We start from the raw sequence: 19986 nt of genomic DNA, 5'->3' as shown, positions 1-19986 counted from the left end.
GGTATTGGAGCAGTTCGTTCTCGGTGGGCATGAACTCACTCTCAACTCTGGTCGGTGGCGTACGTGTCGGGCGTCGTTCCTGTGCCGGTCGTCCCTGTGCCGGTCATTCCTGTGCCGGCGTCGCCCGTCATGGCGTCGCCCGTGATGGAGATGCCGAGGTTCCTGGTGACGAAGTCGAGGACCTCCGCGGCCGAGGCGGCGGCCAGGTCCGCGGAGGGCTCCGCGGATGCCGGTTCGTCGTCGTCGGCGGGGACGGGGTGTCCGTGCGCGGGCGGCTCGGTCAGGCCGCGGACGGTCTCGGCGAGGGCGGCGCGCTGGCCGCCGGTGAGCCGCAGCCCGTTCAGCCTGGCGCCGATCCGGGCGAGGTCGGCCATGATCCCCTCGTAGCCGGGCTGCTCTTCGGCGGCCGGTGTCGGGACCGGGGTGGAAGCCGGGGCCGGGGCGAGCTTCGTGGCGAGGTGGTCGACCAGAGCGCGCGGGCTCGGGTGGTCGAACACCGCGGTCGCACTGAGCTTCACGCCGACCCGGTTGGTGATCTTGTTACGGAGCTCCACCGCGGTCAGCGAGTCGAACCCGAGGTCGCGGAACGCCCCGTCGGCGGAGATGCCGCGCGGGTCGCCGTGTCCCAGCACCTGGGCGACGTCCGCCAGGACGAGATCGAGCAGGAGCGCGGTGCGCTGCTCGGCGGTGAGGCCGCGCAGCCTGCTCTCCAGGGACTCGGCGGGCGTCGTCGCCGTACCCGACACGCTGGGTGTGTCCGATGTGCTCTCCGCGGCCCTCCGCTGCGGCGCGGGCACCAGGTCCCTGAGCAGCGGCGGCACGGTGTCGGCCGTCCGCAGCGCGGCGGTGTCGACGCGGACCGGGACGAGGTGCGGTGTGGCCGCGGTGAGCGCCAGGTCGAAGGCGGCGAGGCCCTCCTCGGTGGTGGTGGGCAGCAGTCCGGTGCGGGCGATCCTGCCGAGGTCGGCGGCGCCGAGGCCGGCCGTCATCGAGCTGGTCTCCTGCCAGAGGCCCCACGCGACGGAGACGGCGGGGGCTCCGGTGGCGTGCCTGCGGGCGGCGTACGCGTCCAGGTAGGCGTTGGCGGCGGCGTAGTTGGCCTGCCCCGCCGAGCCGAGGACTCCGGCGACCGAGGAGAACACCACGAAGGCGGCGAGGTCCGCGTCGGCGGTCACGTCGTGCAGGGCCCGTACGGCGTCCGCCTTCGGGCGCAGCACGGTGGCGAGGCGCTCCGGGGTGAGGGACGCGAGGATCCCGTCGTCCAGGACGCCCGCGGTGTGCACGACCGCGGTCGGCGGATGCTCGGCGGGGATGCCCGCGAGAGCCGCGGCGAGCTGCTCGCGGTCGGCGACGTCGCAGGCCACGGAGCGGATACGGAGGCCGTCGTCGCGTACGTCCAGGGTGTCCAGGACGTCGAGGAGGTCGCCGGGGGCTTCGGTCCCGCTGCGGCTGAGCAGCAGGACGTTGCGTACGCCGTGCTCGGCGACCAGACGGCGCAGGACCAGCCGGCCGAGCGTGCCGCTCGCGCCGGTGAGGACGACGGTGCCGTCGGGGTCGATGGGGCGGGGGACGGTGAGGACGGAGCGGCTGTGGGAGGCGGTCGCCGTGCGGGAGCCGCGGTACGCCTCCGTGGCGGACCGTATGTCGTACGCCGTGAACGGCAGCGCGGGCAGCGCTCCGGAGTCGAGCAGTCCGGCGAGTTCGGTGAGGATCTCGTGCCGCCGCCCGGCGTCGATGGCGGTGACCGCGGCCCGCGCGTCGACGGTGACGTACCGGCCGTCGGCGGCGAGCAGCAGGGCCGCCGACACCTCGGCGCCGGTGCCGCGGTGCGGGTCGAGAACCGGGTCGACGACGAGGTCGAGGCCGGCCGGTACACGCGTGGCGATGTCGCCGGGCTCCGGCCCGGTGAGGTGGGTCGCGTCGAGGCCGGTGTCGCGCAGGGCGTCGTGGGCGGCGGGTGGCGACGCCGCGTACACCTCGGCGCCCAGGTGCCGGGCGATGCGGACCGCGGCGATACCGACGGGGTCCGCGGCCGCGTGGATCAGCACCCGCTGCCCCGCCGTGAGCCCGCCCCCGTCCACCAGCGCGTGCCATGCGGCGAGGTACGGGGTCGCCGCCGCCGCTGCCGCCGCAAAGGTCAGGGCTTTCGGCAGGCGGGCGACGGAGCGGTGGTCGGTGACGGCGGTCCTGGCGGCCGCGCCGCCCTCGGGGAAGACACCCCAGACGCGGTCGCCCACGGCGGGTGCCGTGACCTCCGCGCCGACTTCGGTCACGATTCCGGCGCCTTCGACGCCGACGGGCCGGCCGCTCTCGGTCAGGTCGTCGGGGCCGATGCCCGCGGCGCGGACGGCGACGCGGATCTCGTGCGGGGCGAGGGGGGCCGCGGAGACGACGGGTACGACAGCAAGATCGCCGACGTTCGCGGAACCCGCGGAGCCGACGGAACCCGCAGAACTCGCGGTATCCGCGGAACCCCCGGAACCCGCGCCCTCGCCGGTCGTCTCCAGGCGCCACTCGGACGCGTCCTCCGGCAGTACGAGCAGGTCGGGAGCCGTGCGGCTCAGGCGGGGCACGTACGCCTGCCCGTCGCGCCAGGCGATCTCGGGTTCGCCGGTGGCGACGGCCGCCGCGACGGCGTCGGCGGAACGGGCGGTGCGGGCGTCGACGTCGACGAGCAGCAGACGCCCGGGGTGTTCGGACCGGGCGGCCCGGATCAGCCCCCAGACGGCGGCGGTCGCCGGGTCGGGGACGCCCATCATGTCGCCGCGGGTGACGACCACGAGCCGTTCGTCACCGTCGTCGGACGCTTCGGCGGTCGTTTCCGCCAGGAAGCGCTGTACGCGCACGAGCACCTCGGAGAGCCGGGCGTGCACGTCACCCTCGCCCTCTGCCGCGCCCCCTGGCCCCACCTCGGTCACCGTGACACCGGAACCGGGTGCCCCGGCGGTCTCCGGGACGGCCACCGGACGCCAGCGCAGGTGGAGTCCGCCGTCCGCGCCGGGCGCCGCGACCGCGGCCATCGGCCGCAGCAGCAGCGCGTCCACGGTGACGACGGGCTGTCCCGCGGTGTCGACGGCCGTCAGGGAGACGGCGCCGTCGGCGGTGGCGGTGAGCCTGACCCGTACCACCGCGGCCCCGGACGCGTGCAGGGTGACGCCCGTCCACGAGAACGGGAGCAGCGGTCGCGGCCCGTCCGTGCCGGGCAGGGACGGCACGCCGAGGGTGACGGCGTGCAGGGCGGCGTCGAGGAGCGCCGGGTGGATGCCGAACGTGCCGGGCTGCGCGGGGAGTTCGGCCTCCGCGTAGAGTGCGTCGGCCGTACGCCATGCGGTGCGCAGGCCCTGGAAGGCGGGCCCGTAGCCGTAGCCGCGCGCGGCCAGGTCGGCGTAGAGGCCGTCGACCGGTATGCGCTCGGCGTCGGCGGGCACCGGCTCCCCCGCGTCGCCGGGGTGCGCGGGCGTGGCGGTCAGGGTGCCCGTCGCGTGCTGGACCTGCGGTTCGGTGCCGGAGGCCGGGGCGGACGAGGAGTGGACGGTGACCGTACGGCGCCCTGTCGCGTCCGCGGCGCCGACGATCACCTGGAGGTAGACGGCGGTGTCGGCGGGCAGCAACAGCGGGGCTTGCAGCGTGAGTTCCTCGACGACGGGGCAGCCCGTCTCGGCGCCCGCGTGCAGGGCCAGGTCGAGGAAGGCGGTGCCGGGCAGCAGCACCGTGCCGCCGATCGCGTGGTCGGCGAGCCACGGGTGGGCGCCGGGCAGGATGCGCCCGGTCAGCACCGTCTGTCCGTCGGGCAGGTGGACGGCGGCGCCGAGCAGCGGGTGCCGGGTGCCGGTGAGTCCCGCGGCCCGGATGCCGACGGTGGAGGTGGCGGCGTCCTGCCAGTAGCGCCGGCCCGCGAACGGGTAGCCGGGCAGTTCGGTGGGGCGGCCACCCGCCAGCAGCCGGTGCCACCGCACCGGCGTGCCGGTCACGTACGTCTCGGCGAGGGCCCGCGTCAGGGCGAGGTCCTCGTCCTGCCCGGACTTGAGGGTGGCGACGGCGACGTGGCCGTCGTCCCCGAGGCACTCGTCGAGCGTGGCGTGCGCCATGGGGGTCACGGCGGCGTCGGCGCCGACCTCAAGGAAGGCGCGGACGCCGTGCTCGGCGAGGGCGCGCACGCCGTCGGCGAAGCGGACGGCGCCGCGGACGTGCTCCACCCAGTACTGGACGGTGCACAGGCGCTCGGCGTCGACCGGTCCGCCGGTGACGTTCGAGATGACGGGGATGCGGGGCGGGTTGAAGGTCAGGCCGGAGAGCGCGTCGGCGAACTCGTCGAGCATGGCGTCCATGCGGTGCGAGTGGAACGCGTGCGAGACCGCGAGGCGGTGCACGCGGTGGCCCGTGCCCCGGAAGTGGTCGGCGACGTCGAGCGCGGCGGCTTCGTCGCCGGAGACGACGACGGCCTGCGGCCCGTTGACGGCGGCGATCCCGACGGCGTCGGCGAGGCCCGCCTCCGCGATGTACGCGCGGGTCTCCTCCTCGCCCGCCGCGACGGCCACCATCGCCCCGCCCTCCGGCAGGGCCTGCATGAGGCGTCCGCGGGCCGCGACGAGGGCGCACGCGTCGGGCAGCGACAGGACGTCCGCCGCGTAGGCGGCGGTGATCTCGCCGAGGGAGTGGCCCATGACGTGTCCGGGGGTCACTCCCCAGTCCCTGAGCAGTTCGAGGAGGGCGACTTCGAGGGCGAACAGGCCCGTCTGGGTGTACATGCTCTGCTGCAGCAGCGGTGCGAGCGGCGATTCCTCGGGCGCGAACACGACGTCGCGCAGGGGGTGTTCGGCGTACCCGTCGAGGTGCGCGTCGACCGCGGCGCACACGGCGTCGAAGGCCTCGGCGAAGACGGGGTACCGCCCGTACAGCTCCTGGCCCATGCCGGGGCGCTGGGAGCCCTGCCCGGAGAAGACGAGGGCGAGCCCGCCCGCTCCGACGGCCGGGACGGCGCCGGTGACGGCGGCGGGGCTGTCCTCCCCCCGGGCGACGGCCGCGAGTGCCTCGGTGAGGCCGTCGAGCCCGGTGCCGAGGACGACGGCCCTGTGGTCCATCAGCGCCCGGCCGGTGGCCAGGGTGTGGCCGATGTCGCGGGGGTCGGGGGCGGTGTTCTCGTCGTGCTCCGCGAGGTGGTCGAGCAGACGCGCCGCCTGCCGACGCAGCCCGTCGGCGGTCCTGGCCGACAGGGTCCAGGGGAGGGTGGGGGCGGGGGCGTGCGCGGGGGTCGAGGCATCCACGGAGGCCGGGGCGTGCGCGGGGGCCGAGCCCACCTCGGGCGCACCCGCGTCCTCGGGCGCCGCCTCCAGGATCACGTGCGCGTTTGTCCCGCTGATGCCGAAGGACGACACGGCCGAGCGGCGCGGCCGGTCGAGCTCGGGCCACTCCCGCTGGGACGCCAGCACGCTCACCGCACCGGACTCCCAGTCCACGTGACGGGAGGGCGTGTCGGCGTGGAGCGTGCGCGGCATGACGCCGTGCCGCATCGCCTGGACCATCTTGATGATGCCCGCGACACCCGCCGCCGCCTGCGTGTGACCGATGTTGGACTTGACCGAGCCGAGCCACAACGGCCGCTCAACGTCCCGCCCTTGACCGTACGTGGCGAGCAGCGCCTGCGCCTCGATCGGATCGCCCAACGACGTACCCGTGCCGTGCGCCTCCACCACGTCCACATCCGCCGAGGACAGCCGCGCGTTCGCCAGCGCGTCGCGGATGACGCGCTGCTGCGAGGGCCCGTTGGGGGCGGTCATGCCGTTGCTGCCGCCGTCCTGGTTCACCGCGGAGCCCCGTACGACCGCGTGGACGCGATGCCCGAGCCGCCGCGCCTCCGAAAGCCGCTCCACGACGAGCAGGCCCACACCCTCGGCCCAGCCCGCACCGTCCGCGTCGTCCGAGAACGCCTTGCAGCGACCGTCCACGGACATCGCCCGCTGCCGCGAGAACTCCACGAACGTCGTCGGCGTCGACATCACCGTCACACCACCCGCCAGCGCCAGCGAGCACTCACCGTTCCTGATCGCCTGCACCGCGAGATGCAGAGCCACCAGCGACGACGAACACGCCGTGTCAATCGTCATCGCCGGGCCCTCGAGACCCAGCTGGTACGAGATACGTCCCGACGCCACGCTCGACGCGCTGCCGAGCATGCGGAAGCCGTCCATGCCCTCGACGGGCTCGTGCAGCGGCGGACCGTACTCCATCGGCATCAGCCCGGTGAAGACACCGGTCCTGCTGCCACGCAGCGAGTCCGGGTCGATGCCGGTCCGCTCCAGCGCCTCCCACGCCGTCTCCAGGAGCAGCCGCTGCTGCGGGTCCATCGCCGCCGCCTCACGCGGACTGATCCCGAAGAACTCGGGCTCGAAGACGGCGGCGTCGTGCAGGAAGCCGCCGCGCCGCGTGTACGTCTTGCCGGCCCGGTCGGGGTCGGGGTCGTAGAGGTCGGCGATGTCCCACCCGCGGTCGTCGGGGAAGTCGGTGATCGCGTCGATCCCGTCGAGGGTCGCCTGCCACAGCTCCTGCGGCGACCTGATCCCACCCGGGAAACGGCAGGCCATGCCGACGATGACGATCGGGTCGTCGTCGGCGGCGGTGGCTCGGTCGACGGGCGTGCGGACCGGCACTGCCGCGGCCGTGTCCGTCCCGCCGATCTCCTCCTGGAGGAAACCGGCCAGCGCGGTCGGTGTCGGATGGTCGAAGACAAGCGTCGACGGCAGCTTCAGGCCTGTCACCGTCTGCAGCCGCTGCCGCAGCTCCAGGCCGGTGAGCGAGTCGAGGCCCAGTTCGCGGAAGGCCCGGTCGGCCTCGACGGAGCTGCCGGATCCGATTCCGAGCACCAACGACACCTGGCCCCGCACGAGTTCGAGCAGCGCCTCCTGCCGCTCCCCCGGCTTCAGCGCCGCCATTCCGGCGACCCAGGAGGATCCCTCTCCTGTTCCGACGGCGGCCACCGCACGTCGCGCGGGAGCGCGGACGAGCGACTTGAAGACGGCGGGCAGCCGGTCCTGGGCCGCCTGGCCGCGCAGCGCGGGCAGGTCGAGGCGGGCCGGGAAGAGGGTGGCGCGGTCGGCGGCGAGGGCGGCGTCGAACAGGGCGAGGCCCTGCGCCGGTGTCATCGGGGCGAGCCCGCCCCGGGTGAGCCGGGCGATGTCGGTCTCGTCGAGGTGCGCGGTCATGGCGCTGTCGCCACCGGCCCACAGGCCCCAGGCCAGCGAGGTCGCCGTGAGCCCTTCGGCTCGGCGGGCGACGGCGAGGGCATCCAGGCAGGTGTTGGCGGCGGCGTAGTTGCCCTGTCCTGCCGTGCCCATCACACCGGCGGCGGAGGAGAACAGCACGAACGCGGCGAGGTCGGCGTCCCTCGTCAGCTCGTGCAGGTGGCGGGCCCCGTCGACCTTCGGGCGCATGACGGTGTCGACGCGGTCGGGGGTCAGCGCGGTGACGACGCCGTCGTCCAGTACGCCCGCCGCATGGATGACGGCGGTGAGCGGGTGGTCGTCCGGCACCGCCGCCAGGGCGGCCGCGAGACTCTCCCGGTCGGCGACATCGCAGGCCGCGAAGGTCACGGTCGCACCGGCTCCGGTCAGCTCGACGGCCAGCTCCTGCGAGCCTTCGGCGCCGCGACGGCTGACGAGCAGCAGGTGACGTACGCCGTACTCGGCCACGAGGTGCCGCGCGAAGAGCTGCCCCAGCGCGCCGCTCGCGCCCGTGATCAGGACCGTGCCGTCGGGGTTCCAGGTGGAGGCGGTGGGGGCGGTCTCGACACTGACGGCCATCAGCCGGGGCGCGGACAACTTGCCGCCTTGGACGACGAGTTGCGGCTCCCCCGAGGCGAGCGCGGCGAGGAGCTCCGACTGCGTCTCAGCACCGGCGGAGGCGTCCTCCGCGGGCACGTCGACGACCACGATGCGGCCGGGGTGCTCGGTCTGCGCCGAGCGCAGCAGGCCCCACACAGCCGCGGTGGCCGGGTCGGGCAGCGTGCCCGCGATGCCGCCCCGGGTGACGACGGCGAGCCGGGAGCTCTCGTCGTCCGTCGACGCGGCGAGGAAGTCCTGGACCGTCTCCAGTACGTCCGCGACGCTCGTCCGTACGTCCCCGCCGGGCTCGACGTGGGCGACGACGACGTCGGCCGGAAGCCCGGCGCCCGGAGCCCCGGAAGGGGCCGCCGGTACGGGTACGTCGACCCACCGCACCTCGTACAGCGGGTCACCGCCCGCCACCGCCGCGCCCAACTGCTCCCGCGACATCTTCTGCAACCGCAGCTCGTCCACCGACACGACCGGCACACCGGCCCCGTCGAACGCCACCAGCCGAACCGCACCGCCGGCGTCCCGCGACAACCGCACCCGCAACACCGTGGCGCCCACGGAATGCAGCCGCACCCCGCTCCACGAGAACGGCACCCACAGGTCGCCCGAGGGCAGCGGATGCAGGGCGGCGTCCAGGAGCGCCGGGTGGACGCCGAATTCGTCGGCGTCCACCGGCAACTGGACCTCGGCGAACATCTCGTCGCCGTCGCGCCACAGCGCGCGCAGGCCCTGGAAGGCGGGTCCGTAACCGTAACCGAGGTCGGCCAGCGTCTCGTAGGCGTCCGCGACGTCCACGCGCTCGGCACCGGCCGGCGGCCACTGCCCCTCCAGCCCCGCCTCCGGCGCGAGGGAACCGGCGTCGGCCAGCACACCCACGGCATGCCGCACCCAGTCCGCTCCCCCGGCCGGGTCCGCGCCGGCGTCCTGGACATGGGAGTGCACGGTGACGGTCCGGCGCCCGGCATCGTCCGGCGCCCCCACGGACACCTGCACCGACACCTGGGCGTCCTCCGCCGGCACGAGCGGCCGCTCCAGCGTCAGCTCCTCGATGGCACCGCAACCCACCTCGTCGGCGGCGCGGAGAGTCATCTCGATGAAGGCGGTACCCGGGAGAAGGACGGTGCCGAAGACTCCGTGGTCGTCGAGCCACGGATGAGTGGAACGGGACAGCCGCCCGGTCAGGACGACCTCGTCACCACCGGCGATCCGGACGGCGGCGCCGAGCAGCGGGTGCCCGGCGGGCCGCAGCCCCAACCCGGCCGCATCCACCACGGACCGCCCGGCAGGCAACCAGTGACGACGACGCTGAAAGGCATACGTGGGCAACTCCACGAGCCGCCCGCCCGCCACCCACGGCGACCAGTCCACACCCACACCCGCGACGAACACCTCGGCCAGACTCAGCAACAGCCGAGCCGAACCACCCTCGTTGCGCCGCAGCGTCCCCACCACGGTCACACCCGCGACACCCTCACCCTCAGCCGCCTGCGACACAGCCCCCACGAGCACCGGGTGCGGACTGGACTCGACGAAGACACGATGCCCCGCCCCCAGCAAGCCCTTCAACGCAGCGTCGAAACGGACGGTCTGCCGCAGATTGGTGAACCAGTACTCCGCGTCCATCATCCCGGTATCGATCACATCACCGGTCACCGTGGAGAACAGCGGCACCTGACCAGCCCGAGGCTCGATGGGCGCGAGCACATCCAGGAGCTCATCCCGCAACTCCTCGACCTGCGGCGAATGCGAGGCATAGTCCACGGCGATCCGCCGCACCTGCACCCCATCGCCCTCACAGGCAGCCACGAACGCATCCAGCTCGCCAGGCGAACCCGACACCACCACCTGCTCCGGGCCGTTGACCACAGCCACCTGCAAACCGGCCGTCAACCGCCCCACAACCCGCGCCTCCGGCGCCAGAACGGACACCATCCCGCCCCTGCCCGCAAGCCGCACAATCGCCCGCGACCGCAACGCCACCACCCGCGCCGCATCACTCAACGACAACGCACCGGCGACACACGCCGCAGCGATCTCACCCTGCGAATGCCCCACCACAGCAGCAGGCCGCACACCCAGCGAACGCCACAACTCCGCCAGCGACACCATCACCGCGAAGAGCACGGGCTGTACCACATCAACCCGACGCAGCAGCCCCTCATCGCCCTCCCGGACCACATCCAGCAAAGACCAGCCATCCACAAACGGCTCAAGCGCAGCCCCACACTCCGCCATCCGCGACGCAAACACGGGCGAGAACTCCAACAACTCCCGAGCCATCCCCACCCACTGCGAACCCTGCCCGGGGAAGACGAAGACCGCGCCCCCACCGGACGCACCCGCACGGCCTGAAACAAGGCCAGGGGCCTCACGACCCGAGGACAACTCATTCAGCGCATACGTCAGTTCATCCAGGTCGTTGCCGAGCACGACCGCCCGATGCTCCAACCCCGCACGCCCACTCACCAACGTGTGCGCCACATCCCGCAGACCCAGCGACTCACCCTCATCGAGCCGAGCTGCCAACCGCCCCGCCTGCTCCGCGAGCGCCGCCTCACTCCGCGCCGAAAGCACCCACGGCACCACCGAAGAACCGGGCACCTCGTCCACCGGGCCCGACGCCTCCTCGACCGGCGCCGCCTCCAGGATCACGTGCGCGTTCGTCCCGCCGATGCCGAACGACGAGACACCGGAACGGCGCGGGCGGTCGAGCTCCGGCCATTCCTGGTTCTCGGTGAGGAGCCTGACCTGGCCGGAATCCCAGTCGACATGATGCGACGGTGTGTCGGCGTGGAGCGTGCGCGGCATGACGCCGTGCCGCATCGCCTGGACCATCTTGATGATGCCCGCGACACCCGCCGCCGCCTGCGTGTGACCGATGTTGGACTTGACCGAGCCGAGCCACAACGGCCGCTCAACGTCCCGCCCTTGACCGTACGTGGCGAGCAGCGCCTGCGCCTCGATCGGATCACCGAGAGCGGTGCCGGTGCCGTGCGCCTCGACGGCGTCGACGTCGGAGGTGGTCAGCTGTGCTGCGGCCAGCGCGTCCCGGATGACGCGCTGCTGCGACGGGCCGTTCGGCGCCGTCAGGCCATTGCTGCCGCCGTCCTGGTTCACCGCACTGCCCCGCACCACGGCCAACACCTGATGCCCCAGCCGCCGCGCCTCCGAAAGCCGCTCCACGACCAGCAGGCCCACACCCTCGGCCCAGCCCGCACCATCCGCCGCATCGGAGAACGCCTTGCAGCGACCGTCCACGGACATCGCCCGCTGCCGCGAGAACTCCACGAACGTCGTCGGCGTCGACATCACCGTCACACCACCCGCCAGCGCCAGCGAGCACTCACCGTTCCTGATCGCCTGCACCGCGAGATGCAGAGCCACCAGCGACGACGAACACGCCGTGTCGACCGTCATCGCCGGGCCCTCAAGACCCAGCTGGTACGAGATACGTCCCGACGCCACTCCACCGCTGTTGCCGGTGATCATCAGGCCCTCGACGTCCTCGGTCGCCTCGCCGAGCCACGTCCCGTAGTCGTGGTACATGAGCCCGGTGAAGACACCGGTCCTGCTGCCACGCAGGGAGTCCGGGTCGATGCCCGTCCGCTCCAACGCCTCCCACGCCGTCTCCAGGAGCAGCCGCTGCTGCGGGTCCATCGCCGCCGCCTCACGCGGACTGATCCCGAAGAACTCCGCGTCGAAGTCACCGGCTGCGGACAGGAATCCGCCCCGGCGGGAGTAGCTCGTGCCGACGTGGCCCGGGTCCGGGTCGAAGAGGTTCGCCAGGTCCCAGTCACGGTTGTCGGGGAAGTCGGTGATCGCGTCGATCCCGTCGAGGGTCGCCTGCCACAGCTCCTGCGGCGACCTGATCCCACCCGGGAAACGGCACGCCATACCCACGATCACGATCGGATCGTCGTCGACCGTGCCGACTCCCCCGGCCGCCGGTACCGGCGTCGCCGAGACCGCATCCACCCCTCCGACCTCCTCCTGGAGGAAGCCGGTCAGCGCGGTCGGTGTCGGGTAGTCGAAGACGAGCGTCGACGGAAGCCGCAGCCCCGTCGCCGTCTGGAGCCGCTGCCGCAGCTCCAGACCCGTCAGCGAGTCGAAGCCCAGATCGCGGAAGGCCCTGTCCGCCTCCACCGATGCGCCCGTCCCGAGTCCGAGTACCAGCGACACCTGGCCACGGACCAGTTCGAGCAGCGCCTCCCGCCGCTCATCCGCCTCCAGCGCCGCCATTCCGGCGGCCCACGAAGAGGCCTCCTCCGCCGTGGGCGCGGCAGCCCGGCGTACGGGCGCACGCACCAAGGACTTGAACACGGCCGGCAACCGGTCCTGCGCCGCCTGGTTGCGCAGCGCGGGCAGGTCGAACCGGGCCGGGACGACGGTCGCCCGGTCGGCCGCCAGAGCGGCGTCGAACAGGGCGAGGCCCTGGGACGTCGACATGGCCCCGAGGCCGCTGCGGGAGAGCCGGGCGATGTCGGCCTCGTCGAGGTGCGCGGTCATCGCGCTGTCGCCGCCCGCCCACAGGCCCCAGGCCAGCGAGGTCGCCGCGAGCCCTGCGGCTCGGCGGGCGACGGCGAGCGCATCCAAGTAGGCGTTGGCGGCGGCATAGTTGCCCTGCCCGGCCGTACCCATCACATTCGCGGCGGAGGAGAACAGCACGAAGGCGGCGAGGTCGGCGTCCCGCGTCAGCTCGTCCAGGAGCCTGGCCCCCTCGGCCTTCGGGCGCCACACGGTGTCGACCCGCTCGGCGGTGAGCGCGGTGACGACGCCGTCGTCTAGGACACCGGCGGCGTGGATGACGGCGGTGAGCGGGTGGTCGTCCGGCACCGTCGCCAGGGCGGCCGCGAGACTCTCCCGGTCGGCGACGTCGCAGGCCGCGAAGGCGACACTCGCACCGGCCTCGGCCAGCTCGACGGCCAGCTCTTCGGAGCCTTCGGCGCCGCGACGGCTGACGAGCAGCAGGTGACGTACGCCGTACTCGGCCACGAGGTGCCGCGCGAAGAGCTGCCCCAGCGCGCCGCTCGCGCCCGTGATCAGGACCGTGCCGTCCGGGTCGAGCGCCGTCGTGGCACCGGCCCCCGCGGCACCCGCCTCCGCGGCACCCGTCTCCGCGGCACCGGCCCCCGCGGCACCCGCCCCGGCGGAGACGGTCATCACGCGTGCCGCGACCACCCTGTCGCCGCAGAGGGCGAGTTGCGGCTCTCCACTGGCCAGTGCCGACCCGGCCACTGCCTCCGCGTCCGCGTCCGCGTCGACGCCCTCGGGCACGTCGACGACCACGATGCGGCCGGGCTGCTCGGTCTGCGCCGAACGCAACAGGCCCCACACCGCGGCCGTCGCCGGGTCCGGCGTACCCGTCATCCCGCCGCGCGTGACCACGACGAGCCGGTCTTCCTCCGTCGACTCGGCGAGGAAACGCTGAACCGTCGCAAGCACCTCCGCGACCCGCGCACCGGCGTCGCCGCCGGGCTCGACGTGGGCGACGACGACGTCGGCCGGAAGCCCGGCGCCCGGAGCCCCGGAAGGGGCCGCCGGTACGGGTACGTCGACCCACCGCACCTCGTACAGCGGGTCACCGCCCGCCACCGCCGCGCCCAACTGCTCCCGCGACATCTTCTGCAACCGCAGCTCGTCCACCGACACGACCGGCACACCGGCCCCGTCGAACGCCACCAGCCGAACCGCACCGCCGGCGTCCCGCGACAACCGCACCCGCAACACCGTGGCGCCCACCGAGTGCAGCCGCACCCCGCTCCAAGAGAAGGGAACGACGATCTCCCCGGCGAGCAGCGGATGCAGAGCGGCGTCCAGCAGCGCGGGGTGCACGCCGAACTCATCGGCCTCCGCCGGGAGCCGCACGTCAGCGAAGAGTTCATCCCCCGCACGCCACAGCGCGCTCAGGCCCTGGAACACGGGTCCGTAGCCGTAACCGAGGTCGGCCAGCGTCTCGTAGGCGTCCGCGACGTCCACGCGCTCGGCACCGGCCGGCGGCCACTGCCCCTCCAACCCCGCCTCCGGCGCGAGGGAACCGGCGTCGACGAGCACACCCACGGCGTGCCGCACCCACTCCACGCCCCGACCGGCGTCCATGTCCGCGTCGGCGTCCTGGGCGCGCGAGTGCACGGAGATGGTCCGGCGTCCCGCCTCGTCCGGGGCCTCCACCGACACCTGCACGGACGTCGACACACCCGGCGCCAGCACGAGCGGCCGCTCCAGCGTCAGCTCGTCGACGGCACCGCAGCCGACCTCGTTGCCGGCGTGCAGCGCCAGCTCGACGAAGGCGGTGCCGGGCAGGATGACGGTCCCGTAGACGGCGTGGTCCTCCAGCCACGGGTACGTGTTCAGCGACAGCTGCCCCGTGAGGACGAGGCCTTCCTGCGGCGCGAGAGCAACGGCGGCGCCGAGCAGCGGGTGCCCGGCGGGCCTCAGCCCCAGCCCGGCCGCATCCACCACGGACCGCCCGGCAGGCAACCAGTGACGACGACGCTGGAAGGCATACGTGGGCAACTCCACGAGCCGCCCACCCGCCACCCACGGCGACCAGTCCACGGCCACACCCGCGACGAACACCTCGGCCAGACTCTGCAACAGCCGAGCCGAACCACCCTCGTTGCGCCGCAGCGTCCCCACCGCGGTCACACCCGCGACACCCTCACCCTCGGCCGCCTGCGACACAGCCCCCACGAGCACCGGGTGCGGGCTGGACTCGACGAAGACACGATGCCCGGCCTGCAACAGGTTCCGCAGCGCAGCATCGAAACGAACGGTCTGACGCAGATTCGTAAACCAGTACTCCGCGTCCATCACCCCGGTATCGATCACATCACCGGTCACCGTGGAGAACAGCGGCACCTGACCGGCCCGAGGCTCGATGGGCGCGAGCACATCCAAGAGCTCATCCCGCAACTCCTCGACCTGCGGCGAATGCGAGGCGTAATCCACGGCAATCCGCCGCACCTGCACCCCATCACCCTCACAAGCAGCCACGAACGCATCCAGCTCGCCAGGCGAACCCGACACCACCACCTGCTCCGGACCATTGACCACAGCCACCTGCAAACCGGCCGTCAACCGCCCCACAACCCGCGCCTCCGGCGCCAGAACGGACACCATCCCGCCCTTGCCCGCAAGCCGCACAATCGCCCGCGACCGCAACGCCACCACCCGCGCCGCATCCCCCAACGACAACCCACCCGCGACACACGCCGCAGCGATCTCACCCTGCGAATGCCCCACCACAGCAACAGGCCGCACACCCAGCGAACGCCACAACTCCGCCAGCGACACCATCACCGCAAACAACACCGGCTGCACCACATCAACCCGACGCAGCAGCCCCTCATCGCCCTCCCGGACCACATCCAGCAAAGACCAGCCATCCACAAACGGCTCAAGCGCAGCCCCACACTCCGCCATCCGCGACGCAAAAACCGGCGAGAACTCCAACAACTCCCGCGCCATCCCCACCCACTGCGAACCCTGCCCCGGGAACACGAACACCGCACCCGCGTCAGCGGCACCGGAGCCGACGCGGCCCGACACAACACCAGACGCCTCACGCCCGGCCGCCAACTCGCGCAGCGACGCCGCCAGTTCACCGACGTCGTCACCGAGCACAACCGCCCGATGCTCCAACCCCGCACGCCCACTCACCAACGTGTGCGCCACATCCCGCAGACCCAGCGACTCACCCTCACCGAGCCGAGCCACCAACCGCCCCGCCTGCTCCGCGAGCGCCGCCTCACTCCGCGCCGAAAGCACCCACGGCACCCACGGCACCACCGAAGAACCGGGCACCTCGTCCACCGGGCCCGACGCCTCCTCGACCGGCGCCGCCTCCTCGACCGGCGCCGCCTCCAGAATCACGTGCGCGTTCGTCCCGCCGATGCCGAACGACGAGACACCCGACCGACGCGGCCGGTCGAGCTCCGGCCACTCCTGCTCGGACTCCAGCACGCTCACCGCACCGGACTCCCAGTCCACGTGGCGGGACGGCGCGGAGACGTTCAGAGAGCGCGGCATGACGCCGTGCCGCATCGCCTGGACCATCTTGATGACGCCCGCGACACCCGCCGCCGCCTGCGTGTGACCGATGTTGGACTTCACGGAACCCAGCCACAACGGCCGCTCCGCGTCCCGCCCTTGCCCGTACGTGGCGAGCAGCGCCTGCGCCTCGATCGGATCGCCCAACGACGTACCCGTGCCGTGCGCCTCCACCACGTCCACATCCGCCGAGGACAGCCGCGCGTTCGCCAGCGCGTCGCGGATGACACGCTGCTGCGACGGGCCGTTCGGCGCCGTCAGACCATTGCTGCCGCCGTCCTGGTTCACCGCACTGCCCCGCACCACGGCCAGCACCTGATGCCCCAGCCGCCGCGCCTCCGAAAGCCGCTCCACGACCAGCAGGCCCACACCCTCGGCCCAGCCCGTGCCGTCCGCGTCGTCGGAGAACGGCTTGCAGCGGCCGTCGGCCGCGAGGCCGCGCTGGCGGGAGAACTCGACGAACATGCCCGGCGTCGACAGCACGGTCACGCCGCCCGCCAGGGCCAGCGAGCACTCACCGTTCCTGATCGACTGCACCGCCAGGTGCAGGGCCACCAGCGACGACGAACACGCCGTGTCGACCGTCATCGCCGGGCCCTCGAGACCCAGCTGGTACGAGATGCGGCCCGACGCCACACTGCTCGTGTTGCCGGTGAGCCGGAAGCCTTCGGTGCCGTCGGTCGGCGCGTCGAGATGCGGGCCGTACTCCATGTTCGTGGCACCGACGAAGACGCCGGTCCTGCTGCGGCGCAGGGAGTCCGGGTCGATGCCCGTCCGCTCCAGCGCCTCCCACGCCGTCTCCAGGAGCAGCCGCTGCTGCGGGTCCATCGCCGCCGCCTCACGCGGACTGATCCCGAAGAACTCCGCGTCGAAGTCACCGGCTGCGGACAGGAAACCGCCGCGGCGCGTGTACGTCGTGCCGGGGTTGGCCGGGTCCGGGTCGAAGAGGTTCGCGAGGTCCCAGCCGCGGTCCTCGGGGAAGTCGGAGGTGGCGTCCACGCCCGCGGCGAGCGCGTCCCACAACTGCTGCGGCGAGTCCATGCCGCCGGGCAGCCGGCAGGCCATGCCGACGATCGCGACGGGATCGTCGTCGTCGACCGCCGTCGCCCCCGGAGACCCGGCGACTGCCGCGGAGGCATCCGACGCGGGCGCGGGCGCAGGCGCGGGTGCGAACGCGCCGACGATACGTTCGTGCAGGTGGTCGGCGAGGTCGCGGAGCGTCGGATAGTCGAAGAGGATGCTCGCGGGCATCCGCAGTCCGGTCGCCGAGACGAGGCGGTTGCGCAGCTCGACGGAGAGCACGGAGTCCAGGCCGAGGTCGCGGAAGGTCGCGTCGGGGCCGACGGCCGCGCTGCCCGTGAGGTGCGCCATGTGGTCGGCGAGCCAGCGGATGAGGAAGCCGTCGGGTTCGCTGCTGATGCTGTCGCGCAGGGCGAGCGTCGCGGAGCTGAGGTGCTCCTCGGCCTCCTCGACGGCGGGCCGTTCGTCGAGCCAGTGACGGCGACGCCGGAAGGCGTACGTGGGCAGGTCCACCCTCCGCGCCGGGCCGACGGCCACCGCCCAGTCGACGGGAGTGCCCGCGGTCCAGGCCGTGGCGAGGCCGGTCAGCAGGGCCCGCGTCTCCGGGTGGTCGCGGTGCTGGAGGGCGACCGCCGTCTCCGTCTCGCCGGGTGCGACGAGTGGGGTGAGCACGCTGCCGGGGCCGAGTTCGACGAACCGGGTCACGCCCTGCGCCCGGCACTCGGCGAGCGCGTCGTGGAAGCGGACGGTGGCACTGAGGTGTTCGACCCAGTACTCCTCCGTGAGCTCGGCGCCGGTCCTTCCGGTGACGGTGGAGACGATGGGGACGGCGGGCGCGGAGACGTCGAGGCCGTGGATGCGGCGGGCGAACTCCTCCAGCATGGGGGCCATCAGCGGCGAGTGCGCGGCGTTCTTCACGCGCAGGCGGCTCGTTCGGTGGCCGTCGGCGGCGAGCGTCCCGGCGATCCGGGTGACCGACTCGTCGGCGCCGGAGAGCACCACGGCACGGGGGCCGTTGATGACGCCGACCGACACGTCGTCGACGCCGTCGAGTGCGGTGAGCAGCTCCTCCTCGGTGGCCTCGACCGCGATCATGGCGCCGCCGGGCGGCAGTTGCTCCATGAGTTCACCGCGGGCGGCGACGAGCGCGGCGGCGTGGGCGAGCGGCAGGGCGCCGGAGACGTGGGCGGCGACGATCTCGCCGAAGGAGTGGCCGACCAGCAGGTCCGGGGTGACGCCCCACGACGTGACGAGGCGGTACAGGGCGACCTGGAAGGCGAACAGGGCGGGCTGCATGTAGCGCATGCCGTCGAGCGCCTCGGCGGCCGCGGCGGGGTCGTCGCCGAGCAGCACCGCGCGCAGGTCGAGGCCGGGGACGAAGTGGTCGAGCACCTCGTCGAGGGCGGCCGCGAACACGGGGTAGGCCTCGTACAGTTCGCGTCCCATGCCGACGCGATGGGAGCCGACGCCGGAGAACAGGAACGCGGTCCGGCCCGGCTCGGCGACCCCGGTCACGGCCTGCTCGTGGAGGCGCGCGAGACCGGCCGTGAGGTCGTCCCCGTCCTCGCCGACGACGACGGCGCGGTGCTCCCACGTCGCGCGTCCGGCGGCGAGCGAGTGGGCGATGTCTGCGGTGCCGGTCTCCGGGTGCTGCTGCACGTACGTGTGCAGGCGCGCGGCCTGCGCGTCGAGCGCCTCGCCGGTACGGGCCGACAGGACCCAGGGCAGGGGGCGGTCGGGCGTGGGGCGGGGGGTGTCGTCGCGAACCTCGGCCGGCTCGGGCGCCTCCGTCAGGACGACATGGCAGTTCGTACCGCCGATTCCGAACGAGCTGACCCCGGCGACGAGTTGTCCGTCGGGCGCGGGCCAGTCGGTCGGCTCGGTCTGCACCCGCAGGTTCAGCTCGTCCAGCGGGATCGCCGGGTTGGGCGCAGTGAAGTGCAGGGTGGGCGGCAGGCGGCGGTGGCGCAGGGACAGCGCGGCCTTGAGCAGGCCGACGATGCCCGCGGCGGCCTCCAGGTGCCCGAGGTTGGTCTTGACGGAGCCGACCCGCAGGGGCTCCCGGCCCGCGTCCCCGCCGGCGTCGCCGCGTGCGATGACGTCGGCGACGGCCGCCGCCTCGACGGGGTCGCCGACCGGCGTACCGGTGCCGTGGAGTTCGACGTACTGGACGGTGTCGGGGCTGATCCCGGCGTCGGCGTAGGCCCGGCGCAGCACGTCGCGCTGGCCGTCGGCGTCGGGGTCGGTGAGGCGTTCGCCGCCGCCGTCGTTGTTGACGGCGCTGCCCTCGATGACGCAGTAGACGCGGTCGCCGTCCGCCAGGGCGCGGTCCAGCGGCTTGAGGAGGACGACTCCCCCGCCCTCGCCGCGTACGAACCCGTCGGCGTTCTCGTCGAACGTGGCGCAGCGCCCCTTCGCGGACAGGGCGCCGAGGTTCGCGGTGGCGCGCATGCTCTCCGGCGAGAGGATGAGGTTCACGCCGGCGGCGAAGGCGAGGTCGGCGTCGCCGCTGCGGATGCTCTCGCAGGCGAGGTGGACGGCGACCAGCGACGAGGCCTGGGCCGCGTCGACGGCGAGGCTGGGGCCGCGCAGGCCCAGGTGCCAGGAGACGCGGTTGGCGATGACGGCGCGGTGGCGGCCCGTGAAGTCGTGCGGTCCGCCGGGTCCCGGGGTTCCGCCGTGGGCGGCGAGGCCCGCGTAGTCGTCGGAGGAGACGCCGACGAAGACGCCGGTACGGGAGCCGCGCAGCCGGTCGTTCCGGACACCGGCGTCCTCCATGGCCTCCCAGACCAGTTCCAGCGCGAGGCGCTGCTGGGGGTCCATCGCGGCGGCCTCGTCGGGGGTGATGCCGAAGAAGGCGGCGTCGAAGGAGGCGACGTCGTCGAGGAATCCGCCGCGCCAGGACGGGCTGCCGGCACCGCGCTCCGCGGGCCAGGCCGAGACGGCGTCGGTGCCCTCCATGAGGAGGCTCCACAGCTGTGCCGGAGTCGACGCCGAGGGCACTCGGCAGGAGGCCCCGATCACTGCGATGGCGGTGCCGCGGGCCTCGCCCGTCCTCTGCGCGTCTGACCTGGATGCCTTCATACGG

1 protein-coding gene is annotated in these 19986 nt (G+C 73.4%); it reads right to left on the bottom strand.

What is annotated here, in order from left to right; all coding sequences use genetic code 11:
- Nucleotides 1-41: 41 nt before the first annotated feature.
- A complete protein-coding gene (locus DEJ47_RS25935) occupies nt 42-19982 on the bottom strand; it encodes a type I polyketide synthase (RefSeq protein WP_150172143.1) in 19941 nt (6646 codons plus the stop codon).
- Nucleotides 19983-19986 lie beyond the last annotated feature (4 nt).

Source organism: Streptomyces venezuelae (assembly GCF_008642355.1).
GTDB classification, from domain to species: domain Bacteria; phylum Actinomycetota; class Actinomycetes; order Streptomycetales; family Streptomycetaceae; genus Streptomyces; species Streptomyces venezuelae_B.
The sequence above is the reverse complement of the archived record's forward strand: the minus strand, read 5'-3'. Positions and strand labels throughout refer to the sequence as shown.

Excerpts from the sequence above, each read along its gene's own strand:
- DEJ47_RS25935 (WP_150172143.1), bottom strand. The coding sequence starts at position 19,982 with ATGAAGGCATCCAGGTCAGACGCGCAGAGGACGGGCGAGGCCCGCGGC.